Source organism: Ruegeria sp. D1(2025) (assembly GCF_056536425.1).
Genome location: NZ_JBQFPO010000001.1, coordinates 25605 through 46796, shown reverse-complemented (window position 1 = coordinate 46796; position 21192 = coordinate 25605). Strand labels below are relative to the sequence as shown.

General features: G+C 58.1%; 27 protein-coding genes. 13 read left to right on the top strand and 14 right to left on the bottom strand.

What is annotated here, in order from left to right; translation table 11 throughout:
• The first annotated feature begins 36 nt into the window (after positions 1-36).
• A complete protein-coding gene (gene bhcD / locus ACR1XU_RS00295) occupies positions 37-1002 on the top strand; it encodes an iminosuccinate reductase BhcD (protein ID WP_170609717.1) in 966 nt (321 codons plus the stop codon).
• Positions 1003-1065: 63 nt separating this feature from the next.
• On the opposite strand, the gene ACR1XU_RS00290 is transcribed toward bhcD, so the two are convergent.
• Both ACR1XU_RS00290 and ACR1XU_RS00285 read right to left on the bottom strand, forming a co-directional pair.
• Positions 1066-1851 (bottom strand): inositol monophosphatase family protein, encoded by a 786-nt coding sequence (locus ACR1XU_RS00290; RefSeq protein WP_170609715.1) that lies wholly within the window; start codon positions 1849-1851, stop codon positions 1066-1068.
• 108 nt (positions 1852-1959) lie between these two features.
• Complete coding sequence (locus ACR1XU_RS00285; protein ID WP_170609713.1) at positions 1960-2865, bottom strand: LysR family transcriptional regulator; 906 nt, start codon at positions 2863-2865, stop codon at positions 1960-1962.
• A 94-nt stretch (positions 2866-2959) separates the two neighbouring features.
• On the opposite strand from ACR1XU_RS00285, the gene metF reads away from it, so the two are divergent.
• Positions 2960-3826, top strand: a complete 867-nt coding sequence (gene metF, locus ACR1XU_RS00280; protein WP_170609711.1) for a methylenetetrahydrofolate reductase [NAD(P)H] — start codon at positions 2960-2962, stop codon at positions 3824-3826.
• Between the two features lie 215 nt (positions 3827-4041).
• The gene (locus ACR1XU_RS00275; protein ID WP_480908643.1) at positions 4042-4728 is read left to right on the top strand and encodes a J domain-containing protein; all 687 of its coding nucleotides are present in this window, start codon (positions 4042-4044) and stop codon (positions 4726-4728) included.
• A 69-nt stretch (positions 4729-4797) separates the two neighbouring features.
• Here ACR1XU_RS00275 and ACR1XU_RS00270 read toward each other — a convergent pair whose 3' ends face one another.
• Positions 4798-5316 (bottom strand): YHS domain-containing (seleno)protein, encoded by a 519-nt coding sequence (locus ACR1XU_RS00270; RefSeq protein WP_170682070.1) that lies wholly within the window; start codon positions 5314-5316, stop codon positions 4798-4800.
• A 251-nt stretch (positions 5317-5567) separates the two neighbouring features.
• Here ACR1XU_RS00270 and yghU point away from each other — a divergent pair, with 251 nt between their 5' ends.
• Positions 5568-6446, top strand: coding sequence for a glutathione-dependent disulfide-bond oxidoreductase (gene yghU, locus ACR1XU_RS00265; protein ID WP_170816741.1), 879 nt, complete (start codon positions 5568-5570; stop codon positions 6444-6446).
• Between the two features lie 45 nt (positions 6447-6491).
• Here yghU and ACR1XU_RS00260 read toward each other — a convergent pair whose 3' ends face one another.
• On the bottom strand, positions 6492-7280 hold the full coding sequence (locus ACR1XU_RS00260; protein ID WP_480908641.1) for an SseB family protein: 789 nt from the start codon (positions 7278-7280) through the stop codon (positions 6492-6494).
• Positions 7273-7860 carry a uracil-DNA glycosylase family protein gene (locus ACR1XU_RS00255; RefSeq protein ID WP_480908639.1) on the bottom strand — a complete coding sequence of 196 codons (588 nt, stop codon included), beginning with the start codon at positions 7858-7860 and terminating at the stop codon, positions 7273-7275. Before ACR1XU_RS00255 ends, ACR1XU_RS00260 begins: the two co-directional genes overlap by 8 nt.
• A 225-nt stretch (positions 7861-8085) precedes the next feature.
• Between ACR1XU_RS00255 and ACR1XU_RS00250 the strand changes: the two genes are divergently transcribed.
• From ACR1XU_RS00250 to ACR1XU_RS00235, 4 genes are read left to right on the top strand one after another with little or no spacing between them, the layout of a single operon-like run.
• Positions 8086-8745 carry an ABC transporter ATP-binding protein gene (locus ACR1XU_RS00250; RefSeq protein WP_170609701.1) on the top strand — a complete coding sequence of 220 codons (660 nt, stop codon included), beginning with the start codon at positions 8086-8088 and terminating at the stop codon, positions 8743-8745.
• Positions 8723-10306, top strand: coding sequence for a KpsE/RkpR family capsule polysaccharide export protein (locus ACR1XU_RS00245; protein ID WP_480908637.1), 1584 nt, complete (start codon positions 8723-8725; stop codon positions 10304-10306). Before ACR1XU_RS00250 ends, ACR1XU_RS00245 begins: the two co-directional genes overlap by 23 nt.
• 5 nt (positions 10307-10311) lie before the next feature.
• The gene (gene kdsA / locus ACR1XU_RS00240; protein WP_480908635.1) at positions 10312-11145 is read left to right on the top strand and encodes a 3-deoxy-8-phosphooctulonate synthase; all 834 of its coding nucleotides are present in this window, start codon (positions 10312-10314) and stop codon (positions 11143-11145) included.
• A 15-nt stretch (positions 11146-11160) separates the two neighbouring features.
• Entirely contained in the window at positions 11161-12657 is a 1497-nt protein-coding gene (locus tag ACR1XU_RS00235) for a phosphomannomutase/phosphoglucomutase (protein ID WP_480908633.1), read from the top strand.
• Between the two features lie 54 nt (positions 12658-12711).
• Here ACR1XU_RS00235 and ACR1XU_RS00230 read toward each other — a convergent pair whose 3' ends face one another.
• The gene (locus ACR1XU_RS00230) at positions 12712-14667 is read right to left on the bottom strand and encodes an AsmA family protein (RefSeq protein ID WP_480908631.1); all 1956 of its coding nucleotides are present in this window, start codon (positions 14665-14667) and stop codon (positions 12712-12714) included.
• Positions 14668-14766: 99 nt separating this feature from the next.
• Here ACR1XU_RS00230 and rimO point away from each other — a divergent pair, with 99 nt between their 5' ends.
• Positions 14767-16155 carry a 30S ribosomal protein S12 methylthiotransferase RimO gene (rimO, locus tag ACR1XU_RS00225; RefSeq protein WP_480908629.1) on the top strand — a complete coding sequence of 463 codons (1389 nt, stop codon included), beginning with the start codon at positions 14767-14769 and terminating at the stop codon, positions 16153-16155.
• 97 nt (positions 16156-16252) lie between these two features.
• Here rimO and ACR1XU_RS00220 read toward each other — a convergent pair whose 3' ends face one another.
• Positions 16253-16441: a hypothetical protein gene (locus ACR1XU_RS00220; RefSeq protein ID WP_170609689.1), complete on the bottom strand. Its 189-nt coding sequence runs from the start codon at positions 16439-16441 to the stop codon at positions 16253-16255.
• A 228-nt stretch (positions 16442-16669) separates the two neighbouring features.
• Between ACR1XU_RS00220 and ACR1XU_RS00215 the strand changes: the two genes are divergently transcribed.
• Positions 16670-16912, top strand: a complete 243-nt coding sequence (locus ACR1XU_RS00215) for a CDGSH iron-sulfur domain-containing protein (RefSeq protein ID WP_170682079.1) — start codon at positions 16670-16672, stop codon at positions 16910-16912.
• On the opposite strand, the gene ACR1XU_RS00210 is transcribed toward ACR1XU_RS00215, so the two are convergent.
• The 5 genes from ACR1XU_RS00210 to ACR1XU_RS00190 all read right to left on the bottom strand — a co-directional run bounded on the left by ACR1XU_RS00210 (position 16895) and on the right by ACR1XU_RS00190 (position 18851).
• The gene (locus tag ACR1XU_RS00210; protein WP_480908627.1) at positions 16895-17173 is read right to left on the bottom strand and encodes a DUF6455 family protein; all 279 of its coding nucleotides are present in this window, start codon (positions 17171-17173) and stop codon (positions 16895-16897) included. The two genes, ACR1XU_RS00215 and ACR1XU_RS00210, sit on opposite strands and share 18 nt — an antisense overlap.
• Positions 17173-17442 (bottom strand): DUF6455 family protein, encoded by a 270-nt coding sequence (locus ACR1XU_RS00205; RefSeq protein ID WP_480811934.1) that lies wholly within the window; start codon positions 17440-17442, stop codon positions 17173-17175. The genes ACR1XU_RS00210 and ACR1XU_RS00205 overlap by 1 nt, the downstream gene beginning before the upstream one ends.
• Before the next feature lie 15 nt (positions 17443-17457).
• A complete protein-coding gene (locus ACR1XU_RS00200) occupies positions 17458-17709 on the bottom strand; it encodes a DUF6455 family protein (protein ID WP_170609681.1) in 252 nt (83 codons plus the stop codon).
• A 69-nt stretch (positions 17710-17778) separates the two neighbouring features.
• Positions 17779-18147: a YigZ family protein gene (locus ACR1XU_RS00195; protein WP_170609679.1), complete on the bottom strand. Its 369-nt coding sequence runs from the start codon at positions 18145-18147 to the stop codon at positions 17779-17781.
• Positions 18144-18851 (bottom strand): M48 family metallopeptidase, encoded by a 708-nt coding sequence (locus ACR1XU_RS00190; protein ID WP_480908625.1) that lies wholly within the window; start codon positions 18849-18851, stop codon positions 18144-18146. Before ACR1XU_RS00190 ends, ACR1XU_RS00195 begins: the two co-directional genes overlap by 4 nt.
• A gap of 120 nt (positions 18852-18971) precedes the next feature.
• On the opposite strand from ACR1XU_RS00190, the gene ACR1XU_RS00185 reads away from it, so the two are divergent.
• Positions 18972-19220, top strand: a complete 249-nt coding sequence (locus ACR1XU_RS00185; protein WP_170609675.1) for a hypothetical protein — start codon at positions 18972-18974, stop codon at positions 19218-19220.
• Here ACR1XU_RS00185 and ACR1XU_RS00180 read toward each other — a convergent pair.
• Positions 19208-19483 carry a DUF167 domain-containing protein gene (locus tag ACR1XU_RS00180; RefSeq protein ID WP_480908623.1) on the bottom strand — a complete coding sequence of 92 codons (276 nt, stop codon included), beginning with the start codon at positions 19481-19483 and terminating at the stop codon, positions 19208-19210. The two genes, ACR1XU_RS00185 and ACR1XU_RS00180, sit on opposite strands and share 13 nt — an antisense overlap.
• A gap of 134 nt (positions 19484-19617) precedes the next feature.
• Between ACR1XU_RS00180 and ACR1XU_RS00175 the strand changes: the two genes are divergently transcribed.
• Both ACR1XU_RS00175 and ACR1XU_RS00170 read left to right on the top strand, forming a co-directional pair.
• Entirely contained in the window at positions 19618-20196 is a 579-nt protein-coding gene (locus ACR1XU_RS00175) for a nitroreductase family protein (protein ID WP_480908621.1), read from the top strand.
• Complete coding sequence (locus tag ACR1XU_RS00170; protein WP_480908619.1) at positions 20193-20891, top strand: EI24 domain-containing protein; 699 nt, start codon at positions 20193-20195, stop codon at positions 20889-20891. The genes ACR1XU_RS00175 and ACR1XU_RS00170 overlap by 4 nt, the downstream gene beginning before the upstream one ends.
• Positions 20892-20894: 3 nt before the next feature.
• Here ACR1XU_RS00170 and ACR1XU_RS00165 read toward each other — a convergent pair whose 3' ends face one another.
• Positions 20895-21170, bottom strand: coding sequence for a DUF1467 family protein (locus ACR1XU_RS00165; RefSeq protein ID WP_170609668.1), 276 nt, complete (start codon positions 21168-21170; stop codon positions 20895-20897).
• Positions 21171-21192 lie beyond the last annotated feature (22 nt).

Here is a 21192-nt window from a genome sequence, read left to right as displayed (position 1 = left end):
TACGTTCTTCGCCAACACTCAGGAAAGGCGCAAACGATGTACATCGTTCCCGAAAAGGAAATCGGAGCCCTGATGGGCCGAAAGGAAAGCTATGCGGCTGTCGAACAGGTATTTGCCGCGATGGCGTCAGGGGATGCATACAACTTTCCGGTTGTGCGCGAAGCCATTGGCCATGCGGATGCGCTATACGGGTTCAAAGGCGGATTTGACCGGGCAAGTATGACATTGGGCCTGAAGGCCGGGGGATACTGGCCCAACAATCTGGAAACGCACGGTGTGATCAACCATCAGTCCACCGTTTTCCTGTTTGACCCGGATACCGGACGGGCAAAGGCAATGGTTGGTGGCAATCTGCTGACCGCCCTCAGAACCGCAGCGGCCTCGTCCGTGTCGATCAACCATCTGGCCCGGAAGGATGCCAAGGTGATTGGCATGGTTGGCGCAGGGCATCAGGCTGCCTTTCAACTGCGGGCGGCGCTGGAACAGCGCAAGTTTGAAAAGGTCATCGGCTGGAACCTGCATCCGGAAATGCTGCCCAATCTCGCCAAGGTTGCCGAAGACGCGGGATTGCCGTTCGAGGCCGTGGACCTGCCGGGTCTGGCCGAAGCGGATGTGATCATCACCATCACGTCGTCCTTCGCACCTTCACTACTGTCGCAACATGTGTCGGATGGCACGCATGTCGCGTGCATGGGCACCGACACGGTTGGGAAACAGGAAGTGGAAACGGATCTGATCATTCGCGCCAGTGTCTTCACGGACGAAGTAGCGCAAGCGGTGACGCTGGGTGAGTGCCAGCACGCGGTCGCGGCTGGGGCAAAATCCGAAAAGGACATTCGGCAGATCGGCGAGGTCATCAACGGCACGCATCCGGGCCGCACCTCGGCAGAAGAGGTCACGTTATTCGATGGTACAGGCGTGGGCCTGCAGGATTTGGCCGTCGCCAGCGCGGTGGTCGATCTGGCGATCGAAAACGGCGTCGCCATCGAAGTCGACTTCTGAAACGAGAAACGCGCCCTGATTGGGGCGCGTCATCGAAAATTTCGCTGTGGCGGGATTGTTCCGTTATCCCCGGATCACCTTGGCGAAACTGTCAAAGATCGGCTCGTTGGCGCAGATGACTTCGCCGTCGGACAGAATTTCGCCCTCAGGGTCCAGCGCCTGAACCAGCCCACCCGCTTCTTTCACGATGATGATGCCTGCAGCCAAATCCCAAGCGTTCAGGCGGCGTTCCCAAAACCCTTCGTACCGGCCAGCCGCGACATAGGCCATGTCCAGCGCAGCGGCACCCCAGCGGCGTACGCCGGCGCACACCGGCATCAGCCGGGCCAAATCCTGCAACGTCGCAGGCAAATCGGAACGACCGCCAAACGGCAGACCCGTGGAAAACACGGATTCGATCATGCGGTGCCGGCCCGAAACCCGGATACGATGGTCATTCATCCATGCGCCTTCGCCCTTTTCGGCAAAGAACATCTCGTCCTTGGCCGCATCGTAGATCACACCGGCGACGATCTTGCCCTTGTGTTCCAGCGCGATGGAAATCGCCCAGTGCGGAAGGCCGTGCAGAAAGTTGGTTGTGCCGTCCAGTGGGTCCACAATCCAACGACGGGTCGGATCTTCGCCGTCGATCGAACCGCCCTCTTCTGCCAGCCAGCCATAGGTTGGACGCGCGCCGAGCAGTTCCTCTTTCAGGATCGCCTCGGCTGCAATATCGGCCTTGGAAACAAAGTCTCCGGCACCCTTCATCGACACCTGCAGGTTCTCGACTTCACGAAAATCCTTGACCAAAGAACGCCCCGCCTTGCGCGCGGCCTTGATCATGATGTTGAGATTTGCACTGCCAACCATTGTGTATGGGCTCCTGTCCGGTCAAACCGCGCGTATACTGATGCATTGCGCCGTTGCCAAGAGGGTTGATGCGCATAGCAGCCCCACAGCTCGCGCCGTGGCTTGGACCTATTGCGCCTGAAGCCTGCGTGCCTCGGTCCGGGCCAGATTGACCAGTTCCTGCACAAACGGTTTTTCCAGATCTTCTGACCGGACCGCCGCGTACAATCTGCGCGTGATCCCTTCGCTGGTCAGGGGCCGGGTGACGTAGTCCGAGTTGTACTTGACCTCGCGCACGACCCAGTCCGGCAGAACCGAAATACCGCGGTTTGAGGCCACCAGCAGCAGGATGACGGCAGTCAGCTCCACCTGACGGATCGATGCAGGCTCCACGCGGGCGGGTATCAGCAACTGGCTGAACACGTCCAGCCGCGTGCGTTCGACCGGATATGTGATCAGGGTCTGACCGCGAAAATCCTCGGCCTCGATAAATTCCTTTTGCGCCAACGGATGGGCCGAGGCAGCGACGAAAACCGCGTTGTAGTCGAACAGTTCCACGAACTCGACACCCGGCAGGTCCTCGGGGTCGGAAGAAACAACCAGGTCGACCTCTTCTTTCTGCAAAGCCGGAAGCGCGTCAAAGGCCAGGCCCGGGCGAATGTCCACGTCGACATCCGCCCAGGATTTCCGGAATGATTCAAGCACCGGAAACAGCCATTCGAAACAGGCGTGGCATTCGATTGCGATATGCATGCGCCCGGTTCGCCCGTCCCGAAGCGATGAAAACTCGTGCTGGGCTGCCTCAACCTGCGGCAGGATCTGTTCGGCCAGACGCAACAGGCGTACACCCGCCGCCGAAAGCTTCATCGGTTTCGAGCGGCGCAGGAACAGTTCAACACCGGCCTGATCCTCTAACCCCTTGATCTGATGGCTTAACGCAGACTGGGTAATGTTCAATTGATCTGCAGCCCGCGCCAGTCCACCGCAATCATGGATCGCCTTGATCGTACGAAGGTGGCGGAATTCAATGTGCATTACTGTTCGACTCATGTTGTTCTTGAATTATATGAGTTTGTCTCACATAGCGGGACGTGGCACAAGGGATCCAGGTTGTTAAGACGAGGCCACGATGACCAAGCCAGATATCTCATTCGAGTTCTTTCCGCCGCAGACGCTCGAAGCTTCCTTTCGGTTGTGGGACACGGTTCACATTCTAGCACCGCTGGCACCACGGTTTGTCTCCGTCACTTATGGTGCAGGCGGCACCACACGCGAACTGACACGCGATGCCGTGGCGACCCTGCACAAGTCGCTGGATCTGCCGGTGGCCGCGCACCTGACCTGCGTCGATGCCTCGCGTCAGGAAACCCTGGAGATCGCCGACACGTTTGCCCGCGCGGGCGTTCAGGACATCGTTGCCCTGCGCGGTGATCCGCCCAAGGGTCAGGATCAGTTCGTTCCGCACCCGGACGGGTTCGCAAGCTCGGTCGAGCTGATTTCCGCGCTGGCCGAAACCGAGATGTTCTCGATCCGTGTCGGCGCCTATCCAGATATCCACCCAGAAGCCTCCAACGCGCAGGCGGATATCGATTGGCTCAAGGCCAAACTGGACGCAGGCGCGGAAGAGGCCCTGACACAATTCTTCTTTGAGGCCGAAACCTATTTCCGGTTCCGCGACGCGTGCGAAAAGGCCGGCATCGACAAACCCATCGTGCCCGGCATCCTGCCCATCGAGAACTGGAAGGGCGCACGGAATTTTGCCCGCCGCTGCGGAACGCGCATTCCGGCCTGGGTCGAAAACGCTTTCGAAAAGGCCGTGCGTGATGATCGCGAAGACCTGCTGGCGACGGCAATGTGCACAGAATTGTGCTCGGACTTGCTGGAGGGCGGCGTGGACAAACTGCATTTCTACACGCTGAACCGCCCCGAGCTGACCCGTGATGTCTGCTTTGCGCTGGGAATTACGCCGAAAACTGAATTGCAGAACGTCGCCTGACCCGGTTGGCACGTTCCATTCTGCCCCTGTTTGGCCACCGCCAGACAGGGGCTTTTTTTCGAAGGCTCCTTTATTTCAGACGGGATGCCCCTTCCGGGTGCGCCTGACGGACAATCCAAGATGGAATTGCCGCATTGTTCCCGCAACGCCTTAAATTTACCTGAAAATTTGACAAAGCCATGAAGCTGCTCAATGTGGTTTCAGTGTAGTGTTTAATGAGTGATTTGAGTATGGAGCCTGCTGACAAGATAAGGGCGCGCCAGGATGCTTTGGCACATCTCGGCCTGGACCCGTCTGCTAATTCCGATGACATCCGCGAGGCGTGGAGACATATCGCGTTTCATGCCCATCCGGACCACACCGAAGGTGACAGTTCCGGCTTTGCCAATGCCAAGGCGGCCTACGATCTGCTGCGCCGAGAGGGCATGGTTGCAAAAGGGACTGCCGGGTCAGCCGCCCGAAAGCCACGCCGTCCGAAAATTCGCAAACGGGTCATCGAACTGGACGCAACCGCAATCGACGCCTGCCGGGATATGCTGCGCAACGTCCTGTCGCAATCGAATGGATCAGATGCTGATCCGGTTTCTTCCGGAAAAGGTGCCAAGTCTGCATTGTCCGACCACATCCCCGAGGCTGTCGGGTGCAATGGTCGGCATCTGACTTATTTTGTGACCTCCTCAGTTTGCGAAGGGGCAAACCGCGTGGCCCTGCCTACATCGGTCCTGGCCGGTTGCCGGCACGCCGAAACCGAGGTTTTGAGTTTTCAGTCGAAAGAGTCAGGCGCAGGAGAGGTTGTGGTTCCTGACGCAATCATGGCCCGCAAGTTTCCCGGTGCCAAAAGTGTCAGGATCCGGTTCGAATCCGATCAGCGCACACGCGACGATTATTGCATGGCAAGTTGAGCCCTTGCCGCAAAGCCAAAGCCCGGCATCGGTGGGGAGCCGGGCTTTGGTGATTTAAACAGGTAAGGCTCAGTTTGTTACAGGGCCTTCCGAAGTGAACTTTGGGATCACACTGGTCGAGGCGGCGTCGGGTTCGATACCCGGCCAGTTGCCTTCGGCCAGATTGATGTTGCCGGGCACGTCCTCTTCCCAGAACCCGACCACAACATCGGTAATGTTGAGGTACAGCTTGTCATCCACGATGCGCCACAGGTTCGGATTGCCCGGGACTTTGCCGCCTTTGGAAACGCCATAGGCGCAATGTCCGTCATATTGCGGAGCGTAATAGGCAGGATTTTCAAGGAACTTGTCGCGGTTTTCTGCGCTTGAAAAGGCCCACGTGGCACCATTGTATTCTGCCGTGAAGTTTGCGTTGCCGCGAACGGCTTCGGGCTGAGACTGCCCGACCGGAACCTGATCCAGGCCGCGATAAGCGACAACGTCGTAGCCCGAGACGGCAAATCCGGTTCCGTCAATATACTGATCACCGGCAAAGGCGGGCACGGCCAGGGTCAGCGCGGTGGCAAGGGACAAGGCAAAGCGTTTCATGTCATAAATCCTATTGGGTCCGGGGTTAGCAGGATCGCCCGTTTGGCGGGTCTGGTCAGAGAATAGGCAATACACGGTCAAAACATAGCCCCGCTCGCGCCGCTGTGAGGTCGAATGAGATTTCGTGACGGGTTTTGCAGCCATTGTTACAAAACAGACCTGTTAACCGGGGTTGGACTCTGCCGATTGCAATATTAGCTGTTGGGATGTCGGACAATTCCTCCCACTTTGCTGAGAAAGGCAAGATAGAGATGAGCGAGCAACCCACCTATGAACCCCCGAAGGTCTGGACATGGGACAGCCAAAGCGGCGGACAATTCGCCAATATCAATCGCCCGATCGCAGGCGCGACCCATGACAAGGACCTTCCGGTCGGTCAGCATCCCCTGCAGCTTTATTCGCTGGCCACGCCCAACGGGGTCAAGGTCACTGTCATGCTGGAAGAACTTCTGGCGCTGGGGCACAAGGGTGCCGAATACAATGCGTGGCTGATCAATATCGGTGAAGGGGATCAGTTCAGTTCAGGATTTGTCGAGGCCAACCCGAACTCGAAGATCCCGGCCCTGTGGGACCGGTCGGGTGACAAGCCGGTGCGCGTGTTCGAAAGCGCCTCGATCCTGTTCCATCTGGCCGAGAAATTCGATGCGTTTCTGCCCAAGGAAGGGCCTGAACGCACGGAAGTCATGAGCTGGGTGTTCTGGCAGATGGGAAGCGCGCCCTATCTGGGCGGCGGGTTCGGCCATTTCTATGCTTACGCGCCAGAGAAATGGGAATATCCGATCAATCGGTTTGCAATGGAAACCAAGCGGCAACTGGACGTGTTGGACCGGGAACTGGCCAACAAGACCTTTATCGCGGGCGAAGACTATACCATTGCCGATATGGCAATCTGGCCGTGGTACGGGCAACTGGTTCTGGGCCGCCTTTACAGCGCAGCCGAGTTCCTGGACGTTGAGTCCTACAAGAACCTGATGCGTTGGGCCAAGGCGGTCGATGCGCGGCCCGCGGTACAGCGAGGCCGCATGGTCAACCGGGCCTTTGGCGAGCCGCACACGCAGTTGCACGAGCGTCACGACGCCAGCGATTTCGAAACCCGGACGCAGGACAAACTGGAACCTGCCGCCGAATAGTCTTGCCGCCCTGCCCGTCACGGTAGGGAGTATCCGGCTAGCGAATTACTTCAGAATTGGCGGCCGCTCGGGATCACTACCGGGGGCAGAGCGCCCGACATCACGTTTTTCGGGCTGCGGCAGGTCAAACCGCAGCCCGACTTTTTCCAACCTTAACGTGACTTGGTCCCCGGACGCGAAAAAGCCGACATCCATCGCGCCAGCTTCGATTCCGGAAAATGTCAGCGCTTCGGACGCGGCTTTGGCAAGGGCCGGTTCTGCGCCTTCGACCGCCCCGACAAAACCCAGCAAATGACCAGATGCTCCGCTGGCCGATCTGGTTCCGGCCAGGAAAGCAGCCTGCGCCAACCCCACCGCCGTCGCCAGTTTGGTATCAAGCGCCGTCAGCAGTTCATCCGGCAGACCCGCCGGGGGAAAGAACTCGGCGAGTTGTTCCTGAACCTCTTGCGGGGAATGCTGAAGGGTCTCCGTCAGCCATCCCAAAGCCTCTGGCGGAATCAGCATCGAGGACGGGGCGACCTCGAGGTTGAGCCCCAGACCAATTCGCTGCCCTGCCAGCAGCGATGACAGAACCCGCCCGGACAGGGCCACATAAGGAACGGGACGATCTGCAAACCGGGCAAGCCGGTCTTCGCGATCAAACGCCAGCACAAAACGTCCGTCCGCCACATCGAAAACCTCGGGCGAGACGTTATCGTCCCGCGCTTCTTCCGTCAGCAGCAGGAACAGTTCAGCGTCTGCCAGCCGTTCAAAGAACTTCAGCCGGGCTGCGTCATCCTGTGGGGCAGCCTCCATCGCGGAATGGGCGGCATCCAAGGCCGTTGTCTCAGTCATTCAGAACCTCTTGCACCCTGGCGCGCAGAACCGGCAGCAGGTCTGCCTCGAACCAGGGGTTCTTTTTCAGCCATGCCGTATTGCGCCAGGACGGATGAGGCAAGGCAAAGACCTGCGGCGCGTGGTCTCGCCAGTTCCGGACCGTCTCTGTCACGGACGTACGCGTACCCAGATGGTAGGTATGGGCATGGGCACCGACCAGAACAGTCAGCGGAACCGCTCCCAATGCCTGCATGACTCTGTCATGCCAAGTCTCGCCACAGATTGCGGGCGGCGGCAGATCGGCATTGCGCGCATCATAGCCGGGGAAACAGAAAGCCATCGGAACGATTGAAACACGGGATCGGTCATAAAACACGCTCTCATCAATCCCCAACCAGTCTCGCAATCGGTCGCCCGAAGGGTCTGTGAAGGGACGACCTGAGTCATGCACCCGCGCGCCCGGTGCCTGTCCTGCAACAAGGATCGGCGTTCCGGGACGGAACCAGACTACCGGGCGTGGCTCATGCGCGGTCTGCGTCGCGGCAAAACGCGCTTCGCAGATCCGGCAGGACCGGATTTCCTGGGCAAGAGTGGTCATCTGGTGGCAGCACTTCCTGAGACAAGTTTCCAAACGGGCTTCGCTGAAAGATAGAGACCGCGCGCGCCTGCGCCAACTGCCGTTATATCACAAAAGCCACAGCACCTTGTGGGGCGCATTGATCATTTGTTTCACAATTCGACATAATGTAGCCAACAAGAACTCGTAAACGATGCGTTCTTTCATCGAGGAAAGACCGCAACTCCGAAGCGAAACAGGCCAGCAATGCTTGAATTCGAAAATGTCAGCAAGTCCTTCTGGACCGGCACCCGGCGCAAGGTGATCCTTGATCGTGTTTCCTTTCGGATCGAACTTGGCCGCTCGGTTGGGATACTTGCACCCAACGGAACCGGAAAAACCACGCTGATCAACATGATGGCCGGTCTGGAAAAACCTGACGAGGGGGTGATCCGCCGCGAATGCAAGGTGTCCTTCCCAATGGGGTTTACCGGAGGGGTTTCCGGCAAGATGTCGGCGCTGGAAAACTCGCGCTACATCGCAAAGATCTACGGCATGGACCCCGATTATATCGAGGCATATTGCCAATGGCTGTGCGGTCTCGGCGAATACTTCAACCAACCGCTTGCGACCTATTCATCCGGCATGCGGGCCCGGTTCACGTTTGCGCTGATGCTTGCGCTGGACTTCGACATGTACCTAATAGATGAGGGCATGCCCGCTACAACCGATGTCGAATTCAACAAGAAAGCGGGCTCGATCCTGAAAGAGAGATTGCGCACCACAACGCTTGTGATTGTGTCGCATTCTCCAACCACTCTGGAAAAATTTGCGCGTCAGGCAGCGGTTCTAGTGGACGGGCAGCTTTACATGTTTGAAACCTTGGAAGAGGCAAAACAGTTATATGACTACCAAACCCAAGGCTAGAAAATACAACTGGCGCCGAAAACGCCAAGGCGAAGGTACACCAGATGCGCGCGCAGATGCGATTTCGCGTATTCGAAGTGCGACTCAACCACCCGAAGCGGCCAACAGTAAACAGCCCGGAACTGAACTGGACGAAATCAAGCGCGAGGGGCTGACCGGGCGCCAGTTACGCATGGCGCGACGGCTGGCACAGAAGAACGGGCTGGCGGCCACGTCGGATTATGACGCGGTTCGCCTGTTGCGCAAAAAGGGGATCGACCCTTTTCAGGGCAACAACCTGCTGGATCTGGCGGCTGCGGGTAACAAGGACGAGCAGAGCACGGCTCAGGTCGAGGACAAGGTAACGGTCCACCTGCCGCAAACTGTCGGAGATAAATCCCATCCCCTGCCCGGCCCGGAGTGGAGCCCGACTGAACGGCGCAACTATGAGATCAGCCAGATCCAGAAAGAGGTCGCCCGGCGTCGCAAACGGAAATTGTTTACCCTGTTTGCCCGTCTGGCCGCGTTTGTGCTGCTACCCACATTTGTTGTGGGGTATTATTTTTACCGCGTAGCGACCCCGATGTATGCCAGCGACTCGGCGTTTTCGATCCTGCAGGCCGACGGCGGCGGCGGTTCGATTGGCGGCCTGCTTTCAGGAACGCAGTTTGCAACGGCACAGGACTCGGTCGCGACGCAGGAGTTTCTGGAATCCAAGGATGCCCTGCAACGTCTTGAACGCGATACCGGCTTTGCTGAAATCTTTAAGCAGGACTGGATCGACCCGGTGCAGCGGCTTTCCCCCGACGCCAGCCTGGAAGAGACGTACAAACTGTACAAGCGCATGGTGACAATCGGCTACGACCCCACGGATGGAATCGTCCGGATGGAGGTTGCGGCCCCGGATCCGGATATCGCCGTTGATCTGTCGAACCGGCTGATTTCCTATGCCGAAGATACAATCAATGGCTTGACCGAACTGAAGCGCGAAGACCAGATGCGGGACGCTATGAGGGGGTTTGAAACCGCTCAGGAAGAGCGGCGCAAGGCGCAGGAAAAGCTGATCGAACTGCAACTGGAAGGCGCGGTGCTTGATCCCGAAAACGTTCTGGCGGGACTACGCGGCCGGATCAACGAGATCGAGATTTTGTTGCAGGACAAGGAGCTGCAGCTGGCCGCCCTTCTGGACAACCTGCGGCCCAACAAGGCTAAGGTCGATGGCGTTACCGCCGATATCGAACGGCTTGAGGTCGTGCTGGAGGAACTGAATGCCGAGATGCTGGATGCCTCGGCAGGCGAAAACTCGCTGGCGCGGCTGAGTGTCAGAATTCAAATGGCACAGGCTGATCTGGCGGCGCGGGACATGATGCTTCAAACAGCCATGCAGCAAGTGGAAACAACGCGCACCGAAGCCAACCGTAAAGTTCGGTACCTGACAGTCTCGGTCAACCCCGTCCCCAGTCAGGAACCCAGCTATCCGCGCAAGTTCGAAAATACGATTTTGGCTTTCCTGTTGTTTGCTGGTATCTACCTGTTGATCTCGCTTACCGCGTCGGTCCTTCGTGAACAGGTATCCTCGTAAGACATATGAAACATGTAAAAATCTCCGACCTGACGGTTGGCAACGATCTTCCGCTGACCGTCATCGCCGGCCCCTGCCAGCTTGAAACCGCCGATCACGCCCGGATGATCGCAGGCACCATGAAAGAAGCCTGCGATGCCGCAGGCGCGCAGTACGTTTTCAAGGCCTCCTATGACAAGGCGAACCGCACGTCGTTGTCTGGCAAGCGCGGCATGGGCATCGATGCCGGGCTGAAGGTGCTGGACGACATCCGCAGTTCGATGGGCATCCCGGTACTGACGGATGTCCACACCGAGGCCCAGTGCGCAATCGCGGCCGAGGCGGTGGATATTCTGCAAATCCCTGCCTTCCTGTGCCGACAAACCGACATGTTGCTGGCCGCTGGTGAAACCGGCAAGGCCGTCAATGTCAAAAAGGGTCAGTTCCTGGCGCCGTGGGAGATGGGCAATATCGTCGACAAGATCGAAAGCACCGGCAACCAGAACATTCTGCTGACCGAGCGCGGCACATCCTTTGGCTACAATACATTGGTGGCCGACATGCGATCGCTGCCGCAAATGGCTAAAACCGGCTATCCGGTCGTGATGGATGCCACACATTCGGTTCAACAACCCGGCGGCAAGGGCGGCTCGTCCGGCGGGCAAAGGGAATTCGCGCCGGTGATGGCCCGTGCGGCGGTTTCGCTGGGCGTCGGCGCCGTGTTCATCGAAACCCACCAGGACCCGGATACCGCGCCGTCCGACGGCCCCAATATGATTCCGCTGGACCAGATGGGACAGCTGATTGCCACATTGATGCGTTTTGATGCGCTGGCCAAAGAAAACCCGATTCAGATTTAACGATTGAGAAGAATTATGACCAAACCCACGCCTGAGGTGACCCCCAACACCTGGAGCTTTCTGCGCGATGCGATGATCAAACCCACCGGGTTCCGCGAATATGACGCCCGCTGGAAATACCCCGAGGAAATCAACCTGCCCGGCATGACCGCGCTTGGTCTGGGGCTTGGCACGCAGATGCGCAGTCGCGGGATTGAACCGGTGATTGCAGTGGGCAACGATTACCGCGACTATTCTCTGGCGATCAAGAACGCGCTGATACTGGGGCTGATGCAGGCGGGTATTCAGGTCAAGGATATCGGCCCGGCCCTCAGCCCGATGGCTTATTTCGCGCAATTTCATCTGGACGTGCCTGCCGTGGCGATGGTCACGGCCAGCCACAACCCGAACGGCTGGACCGGCGTCAAGATGGGCTTTGACCGCCCCCTGACCCATGGTCCGGATGAGATGTCCGAGCTGCGCGATATCGTCCTGAACGGCGAAGGTATCCCGCATGAAGGTGGGTCTTATGAATTCGTCGATGGCGTGAAAGAGGCGTATATTGACGATCTGGTAGGCGATTTCAGAATGTCCCGCCCGCTGAAAGTTGTGTGCGCCACAGGAAACGGGACGGCATCGGCCTTTGCCCCTGAAATATTCGAGCGGATGGGCGTCGAGGTCGTGCCTAGCCACAACCGGCTGGATTACACCTTCCCGAACTACAACCCCAATCCCGAAGCCATGGAGATGTTGCACGACATGTCCGACACTGTGAAATCCAGCGGCGCCGATCTGGCGCTTGGGTTTGACGGGGATGGCGATCGATGCGGTGTGGTCGATGACGAGGGTGAGGAGATTTTCGCCGACAAGGTCGGCGTCATCATGGCCCGCGATCTGGCCAAGCTTTATCCCAATTCGACCTTCGTGGCCGACGTGAAATCTACGGGCCTGTTCGCCAGTGATCCAGAGCTTCGGGCGCATGGCGTTAAGGCGGATTACTGGAAGACCGGCCACAGCCACATGAAGCGCCGCGTGAAAGAGATCAACGCCTTGGCCGGGTTCGAGAAATCGGGCCATTACTTTCTGGCTGAACCAATTGGTCGCGGCTACGACTGCGGCATGCGCGTGGCCGTCGAGATCTGTAAACTGATGGACCGCAATCCTGATCAAAGCATGTCTGACCTGCGCAAGGCGCTGCCAAAAACGTGGTCGACGCCGACCATGTCACCCTATGCAGCAGACACCGAGAAGTACGATATCCTGAACCGCCTGGTCGACAAATTGGTCGCCAAGGCCGACGCTGGCGAAAGCTTTGCCGGACGTGCGATCAAAGAGGTCGTTACCGTCAACGGTGCCCGTGTCATTCTGGACAACGGCAGCTGGGGTCTGGTACGCGCCTCTTCGAACACGCCCAACCTTGTTGTGGTTTGCGAAAGCAGCGAGAGCGAAGGCGAGATGCGCGCCATATTTTCGGATATCGACGCGGTCATCCGTACTGAACCGGGCGTCGGCGATTACGATCAGACCATCTGATGTAACAACCGGGGCGCGGATCGCGCCCCGGGTTTTTCTGACCTGGCCGTCATTTCAATCCGCGCCCAGCAGTTTCAGCAGACCTTTTTTGGCCTCTTCCTCAAGCTTGTTCCTGATGGCATCTTCGATTTGATCACTCTCCGTAATCGTTGTGTCCAGTTCGCCGCCGACTTTTTCAAAGACCTTCTGCTTGGCGTCATCTTCAAGCTTTTTCAATTCTGCATCAGCCGCGGCCTCGATCACCTTGCTCAGGTCCGGCCGGATCGAGGGATTGCTCCAAGGCCCCTGTATCCGCACCGGCACGGCGATGCCCTGACCCGAATTTGCCCGCAATGCGACCGGGGTGAACAGGTAATCGATGTCCCGGGCACCCAGCCCGACGCGACCTTTTCCATCCGCCCGGTAGTTATCCAACAGCATCAGCAGATCGTTATTGGTCAGCGTGCCTTGATCCATGGTGAACATGGCCGACAAGCTGTTGAAAACCGTTGTGCCGCCCGTGCCCTGCCCCCGGCCCATCAGACGGTCGAGATCGATACCTGCGATTACCCCTTTGCCAACATTGACGCCCCCTTTTCCGCTGAGGGATCGCATGATCTGGTCTTCGGTTTGCCCGACGCCCAGAAACTCGAGCGTTCCCGATCCGGTGCCCGAAAGCCGTTCGATCCCGGCCAGCGTTGAGAGCATCTGCTTCAGGTCAATCCCGTCAGCCCTAAGGTTGCCGCCCACGGACAGCCCGTTCCGGTTGTTGACCACCATCTGCCCGTTCAACTGTCCTGAGAACAAGGTTGCCGGGTGCATTTGAAACACAGCCCGCGCGCGATCAAGGCTCATGGTCAGATCGCTTTGGCCGAATGTCATTCCAGGAACCGCAATCGAGGTGGCCGTCAGGCGGATATTGCCGTTGGCCAAAGCCAGGGCTGATGCATCAATCGGGTCTTTGGACCAACCCGTGTCAGGCGCAGATGCATTGGTTGCTCCACCACCGGTGGAGGCATCGGTGCCAGCAATCTGAGACAGATCCAGATCACCCGCGTTCAGCCGCGCCGTGATCTGAGGCGGATCGGAAATGACAATGTCCGCCTCGCCAGTCAGGCGGTTGTTGTCCAGAATTGCGGTCATATCCCGCAAGGCGACCCGACCGTCGCTGGTATAGGTCATCTGACCGGATACATTCGCCGTACGACCCAGCCCCTGCGGCACATAAGTTCCGGCCTGCCCGAAGGCCGCCAGCATTTTCTCGGTGATTGACGATTGGACCTCAAGCTGGCCGTCCATTTCCCCGGCCAGGTTGACCCGTCCGTCAAACCCAATCTGGCCACCCGGTGCCTTCAGCAACAACCCCAACGCGGTCACGTCTCCAGACGAAAATGCGGGTAGGTCGGGTATTTTCAGATCGACCTTCACGGTGCCGCCGGGCACCGCCATGCTGGCCTCCATCACCATTGGAGCGGTGACTTCGGGCCAACTGGCCGACAAATCGACATTCGCGAAATCCATCGTTGTGACACCGTTTTCGACGTAGATCAGCCGCACACGGGTCAGTTCCAGAAACTCCAGCGTGACCGTGCCAGCTTCGGCATCCGGCGCAGATCCCCCGGGATCGCCACCCGAAGTGGCAGCCGTCGCAGTGCCAAGTTCCCAGTTTGCGCGCCCATCCGACACTTCCAGTCGAAGAACCGGGTTTTCTGCCACGACCCGTTTGATCCTGATGTCACCGGACAACAACGCCGCTGCGTCGACACCGACCATCAGGCGTTCCGCGCTCAGCATTGGTTCTGGCCCGGCCCATGCAGCGTTACCAAACGTGACGGGCCCGGTTTCCATTCCCAGAACCGGCCAGAAGGACAGGTTCACGTCTCCGGACAGGTTCAGGTCGCGACCTGTCTGCGCCCGAACCTGCTCGGCCAGAATCGATCCCAGTTTTTCGCCCGGCATCAGCAACAACGCGCCAATCACCAGCCCGATTACGGCAACGAATACGAACAGGATCCGCAAAAACCACTTCATCTTTCTGCTCTCCGCCTTTTTGGCTTTTCTTTGCTTGAGATCATTCAAATCAAAAAGCGGGATTTGCAAGGGGAAGCGTTCCCCACTATATGCCGCGCCATGAGCACGAACCCGCCAAACCTCCGCCCCGACCTGGCGCCTGCCGCCCGGATCACCGATACGCCCCGTCCGAACCAGCCGACCATCGGTATGGTGTCCTTGGGCTGCCCCAAGGCTTTGGTCGATAGCGAGCGTATCCTGACCCGTCTGCGTGCCGAAGGGTACGGCATTTCGCCCGACTATTCAGGGGCCGATGCCGTCATCGTGAACACATGCGGGTTCCTGGACAGCGCCAAGGCAGAATCGCTGGATGCAATCGGCGAAGCGTTGGTGGAAAACGGCAAGGTTATCGTGACGGGCTGCCTAGGCGCGGAACCGGACTACATCCGCGAGCATCACCCGCGGATCATGGCCGTCACCGGCCCACATCAATACGAACAGGTGCTGGATGCCGTGCATTCCGCTGTTCCGCCCGATCCGGACCCGTTCGTCGACCTGCTGCCTGCCTCGGGCGTCAAACTGACACCACGCCACTACAGCTATCTGAAGATTTCGGAAGGCTGTAACCACAAATGCAAATTCTGCATCATCCCTGACATGCGCGGGAAACTGGCAAGCCGCCCCGCCCATGCGGTGCTGCGCGAGGCGGAAAAGCTGGTTGAAAGCGGTGTGCGCGAGTTGCTGGTAATCTCGCAGGACACCTCGGCCTATGGGCTGGATCGCAAATACGACGTCAACCCGTGGAAAGACCGCGAGGTACGCAGCCACATCACCGATCTGGCGCGCGAGTTGGGACAGTTGGACGCCTGGGTACGGCTGCATTACGTCTATCCCTACCCGCATGTGCGCGAACTGATCCCGTTGATGGCGGATGCTGGTTGCAATGTTCTGCCCTATCTGGACATCCCCTTTCAGCACGCCCATCCGGATGTTCTGAAACGCATGGCCCGCCCGGCCGCTGCGGCCAAAACACTGGATGAAATCGCCGCATGGCGCGCGACCTGCCCCGACATCACCCTGCGTTCGACCTTTATCGTGGGTTATCCGGGCGAGACAGATGCCGAATTCCAGACCCTGCTGGACTGGATGGACGAAGCCCAATTGGATCGCGTTGGCTGCTTTCAATACGAAAACGTAGACGGTGCCCGGTCCAACGACCTGCCGGATCACGTTCCTGCTGACGTCAAACAGGACCGTTGGGAGCGTTTCATGGAAAAGGCACAGGCAATTTCAGAGGCCAAGCTGGCGGCCAAGGTTGGTCAGACGATTGAGGTCATCGTCGACGAAATCGACGAAGACGCCGCCACATGCCGCACGAAGGCAGACGCGCCCGAGATCGACGGCAACCTGTTCATTGACGAAAACTTCGAAACCCTGAAACCGGGCGACATCGTTTCTGTCGAGGTCGACGAGGCCGGAGAGTATGATTTGTGGGGAAAACTGGCCTGACCAAAAGACGTCAATCGCCGTGACGACCGGCAATTGGTACATTCAGATCAGGGCACGGATTTGCAGGCGGCCCTGAAAAGGACCGCCTGCGAAAGGCTTATTGGGAAACTGGATTACAGACAGTCTGACCCGCTTCGGTTGTGGCCAGTTCATAACCTGCCGGACAGCTCGGAGAACCGTATTTGTCATAGTCAGGCTGGATATAGACCGGGGCCGGCTCTTCCTGCTGAGAGCAGGCGGTCAGAATAAGGGCAAACGCACCTACGGCTGCGAGTTTCAGTTTCATGTCCGTCAATCCTCTATTACTTTTCTGATATTGCCCGGTTTTTCGGGCCAATCTCAGAATAAGAGTTGGCGGGCGTTCTGGCAACTAAACAGATCACAAATTCGTTATTTCGGGCAGAGTTACGCTGGTAAAGGCGACCACGAGCGCTGAAAATTCCTCAACCGCTACCCTTTTCAGGCCTATGTTCTAAACTATTGAAATGACATCAGCCAACAACGGAGCAGCCAAATGTCCGACAGCCCGATCATTGCCCAGAAAGGCCCTTATCCGGTCGAAGTGACCGAAGGGAAAAGCTATTTCTGGTGCGCCTGCGGTACGTCCAAGAAACAACCTTTTTGCGACGGATCTCACAAAGGAACCGGGCTGGAGCCGGTGAAATACACTGCCGAAGCAACGAAGAAGGTGTTCTTCTGCGGCTGCAAGCAGACATCGAAGCCGCCATTGTGCGACGGCTCACATTCGCGTCTGTGAAGACTTTCTAAGCGCCTCAAGAGCAGAGGCGTTTGCGCAGAAATCAGGCGCCTTTTCCGGTGTGGACTGCTGCGTTGCCAGCCATAACTCACATTTGCTGCTGCACTCCGCTGTCCGGCACCGAGTAACGATTTCGGCAAATCCCTGGGGCGACAGTTTCCCTTCGGCCATCGCATCCGAGAACGAAACCCCGATGATCCGTGCGGTCGATCGGGTAAGCCAGAAGTGCTTGTCGATATCTCCCAGTCTGTCCGAATCCATCACTTGCATCCTTTTTGCCGGGTTTTCAGCACCGCAAACTGAGCCTTGTTCATACAGATTTCAGGGGCGTTGGACGCGTCTTCACAACGGTCCAACCATTCAGGACAGGCACTGGCCCAGTTACAGCCCCGGCATCGCTGCACCATGTTGCTCCAGTCCCGCTGGGTCAGGTGCCCGCCCTTATGCGCTGCGGCGATGTCTACGCCGGTCGCCTGCCCCATGCGCAGGACCAGTCGAAGATGGGTCATGATGTGTCCCAGTGGTGACATGGTACATCCGGCCGCTCAGGGTTTCAGTTTGTTCAGCAATTCCTGATTTCGGCAGTATTCCGGCGTCTGGCTTGTGGCTACCGCTTTGGTCAGGAAGTTCTCGCAATGGCCGGGATTGGGGCAATCGGTGCAGCGCAGAACGGCATCGGAAATCGCGTCGATCGAAACCTGGCCAGCGATGGCGGCTTCTTCCAGATCAACTCCGACAGTTGTGGCCATCTGGTCCAGAAGACCGGCATGGCGTCGCAATGTGTTACGGCTGAGCATTACGCATCCTTTCCCGTTCGCGTTACAAGAAAGGATATCGCACCCGTTCGCGTCAGCCTTTGACCCAGGTCAAGGTGCTGGCGCCTGATGATCCAGATAGGCGCGCGTCGCATCCTGCACGCGCCGAAAGCGATCGCCCCCCAGTTTTTTCCCGCCGTACCAGCGCGTTACTACGATCAGATGGCTGTCCAGACCTGCCCGCTCCATCATTCGCAGGATCACCATTCCGGCCCCGCTTTCGCCGTCATCCGCTTTGAGCGCACCGGTCGGCAGTACCGCAGCCCAGGTATTGTGCGTGGCTTTCGCATAGCTCTTGTCAGATTTCAGCTCACTCAAAACCGCATCGATTTCATCCCGGGTCTTAACTGGCGCACCGGATACCGCATACTTTGAACCGCGATCTGTCAGGATCACGCCCATCCGGACAAGCGATGTCATGGGGTCAGCCCCAGTTGCCGGGCGGTTTCCTGAACTATCTGCACACGCTGCGCGTTAGGTGGATGGGTGCCAAGAAACTTGTCACCCGGATCAGGAATGCGATTGAAATACACTGCCCCCACCAAGGGGTTGTATCCCGCCCTATAGGTAATGACGGTGCCCAGTTGATCGGCCTCAAGCTCGAAATCCTTCACATAGGCCTGCACACCGACCTGTGCCCCCAGTTTCTGCCAAGCTTCGACATCAGCGTCATCTCCTCCGTCGAGGCGCGCGAGGTCACCGAAAATCACCGCGCTTTCCTGCGAATTGTTCGACTGCCTGGCAAGGTGACCCAAAACGTGATGCGCGGCCTCGTGCCCCATGACAAACGCCAGTTCGTCGGCGTTCTTTGCTGAATTGATCATGGTCTGTGTGAAAATGATCACCGGTTGCCCGTTATCATCCAATGTCTGAAACGCGTTTTCTGGGGCCCGTGGGTTCAGATCAACCATGATCGTAAAGTCGCAGTTCCGGTTGCCCGACTGTCGCAAGCATTCAGTGCGCGCCGCTTTGCCGACTGCTCGGCTGATTTCGCGGAACTCTGCGGACGAGACCTGAGAACCCGGGCTTTCGCTGTCCCAATCCTCGGCAGGCAAAACGCGCAAAGTACCGCCTTCGCAGGCCGCCAGCAGAACAGAAACCAGCAAAAATATCAGGCGGCGCATCAGTAATCCTTTGGACCGGTCATACCGTATCGCAACCATAGCGTGCCATGCCGGGAACGGCCACGTCTGATTGGCAGTCAATGGGTTGCATTACCTGCGTCGGCCCTGCACTTTGCCTTTATGTTTTCGATTGAGCATGAATTCGACTCGACGGTCATTACCCTGGTGGACGAAGGCGAAAAGCCTTTGAACGAAGATGTCGTCATCAACAGTTTCGCAGAATGTGTGACGCTTGAACAATTGGATCCGCGCACGGACCAGGTTCAGAAAATTACCCTGTCACCCGAACAGGTGCGCGACTTGGCGGCGGCGCTAGACCTGCCTGAGGGGGTCTATCAGATACGCGAAACGCCACCTCAGGGATCATAGACAAAGGTTTTGTCACGAGCGGTCTGACCGTGCTTCAGGATCAAGGCAGACGCCGAAATCCCCATGGAGCGTGCCAAAAGATTCCGAACCGCCTTGTTTGCCCTTCCGTCTTCAGGTGCGGCGGTGACACAGACACGCAGAGTGGTGCCGTCTACCGCAATGCTGTCACGCGCTGCTTTTGGAGTAACCCTGACCGAAATCTGTTTGCCCGGCACGGCAAGTGCGCTCAGATCAGGTAAATTTCGTAGTTTTGCTTTGGCCATCCTGCTTCCCTGTTCGCAACACCCTTGCATGAACGGGGACAGAGTGAAATTGATCTGACACCAAAACAGCTTGCCCTTGAATCAGAGGCAGTGCCACCCAAGATACAAACTGCCTATGTAAAGGAAATTAACATATGCCTCTCAAGAATCAGGCTGCTCTGGAGTTTCTGCAAATCCGCCGCTCACGTCCGGCCAAAACGCTGATTGCACCGGCCCCGACGCGGGAAGAGCTGATACCTCTGCTTACGGCCGCGGCTCGCAGTCCGGATCATGGCAAGCTCGAGCCCTGGCGTTTTCTTGTGTTGGAAAAAGGGGCGATGGCCCGTCTTTCGGAGCTGACCGGGGACTGCGGCGCTCGACTGGGGAAATCGCCTGAAGATATTTCCAAGGCCCGCAGCCAGTTCGACATGGGTCATCTGGCCGTCGCTGTGATCGAGGTTCAGAAACCATCGGAAAAAATTCCCGCCATCGAGCAGACCTACTCCGCCGGAGCGGTCTGTCTGGCGCTTTTGAACGCGGCGCTGGCTGCCGGCTGGGGCGCGAACTGGCTGTCAGGCTGGCAAGTCCATGACCGCAAGTTCTGCAAGGACGCTCTGGGCCTGGCCGATCACGAGCGTGTAGCGGGCCTGATTCACATCGCGACCGAAGGAGCGGAACCACCGGAGCGCCCCCGCCCGGATGTGATGGCACTGACGCAATGGGTTGTTGAATGATTATCTTTCAGTCGTTCTTCCTGGCGCTCGGCCAGATCGGAGATCCGAGATTCCGCAAGGTCCTGCTGCTGGGCGTCGGCTTGACTTTCGCATTGCTGGTCGTGGCTTATGCCGGTTTCCTGTGGCTTATCAATGCGCTTGTCGGCGACCAGGCCACTTTACCCTTGCTGGGTGAGGTCACGTGGCTGAACGATCTGCTCAGCGTGTCCTCACTGCTGTTGATGATGGTACTGTCCGTGTTTCTGATGGTGCCCGTCGCCTCGGCCATCACGTCGATGTTTCTGGATGAGGTCGCGCAGGCCGTCGAGGACAGGCACTATCCCAATCTGCCGCTGGTTGCAGGAATTCCGGTATCCGAGGCGTTGAAGGATACGGTGAACTTTTTGGGCGTTCTGATCACGGCCAACCTGCTGGCGCTGGTTCTTTACGTGATCTTCACGCCGCTTGCCCCGTTTATATTCTGGGCGCTGAACGGATTCCTGTTGGGGCGTGAATACTTTACTCTGGCAGCAATGCGCAGACTGGGCCGCGATGGCGCGCGCAAGCTGCGCGCCAGGCATTCCGCAACCATCTGGATAGCCGGCACGTTGATGGCAATTCCGCTGTCAGTGCCGCTTGTAAACCTGCTGATCCCCATTATCGGGGCAGCCACGTTCACGCATATCTACCATCAACTGTCAGCCACGGACTTGTAAGGACTATCCCTGCCGGTCAAGCTGATTCAGCCAGTCGAAATCCTGCACCGAGATCACGCCGGACACGATGATACCGGCGATGATGGCCCACAGGACGGCCGAGATTCCGGTGGTGATCCACATCTTTTTCTTCATGTGATGCACTTCCGGAGCACCCGCATGGGTGCCCGGAACGATCTCGCCCAGATCGCCCTGCGTTTTGATCCGGATGGGCAACACCACCAGCAAGGTCATGAACCAGATGACCGCAAACAAAACAATCGCTGCCGTGATCGTCATATCAGACCCTCCGAGGCTGTGG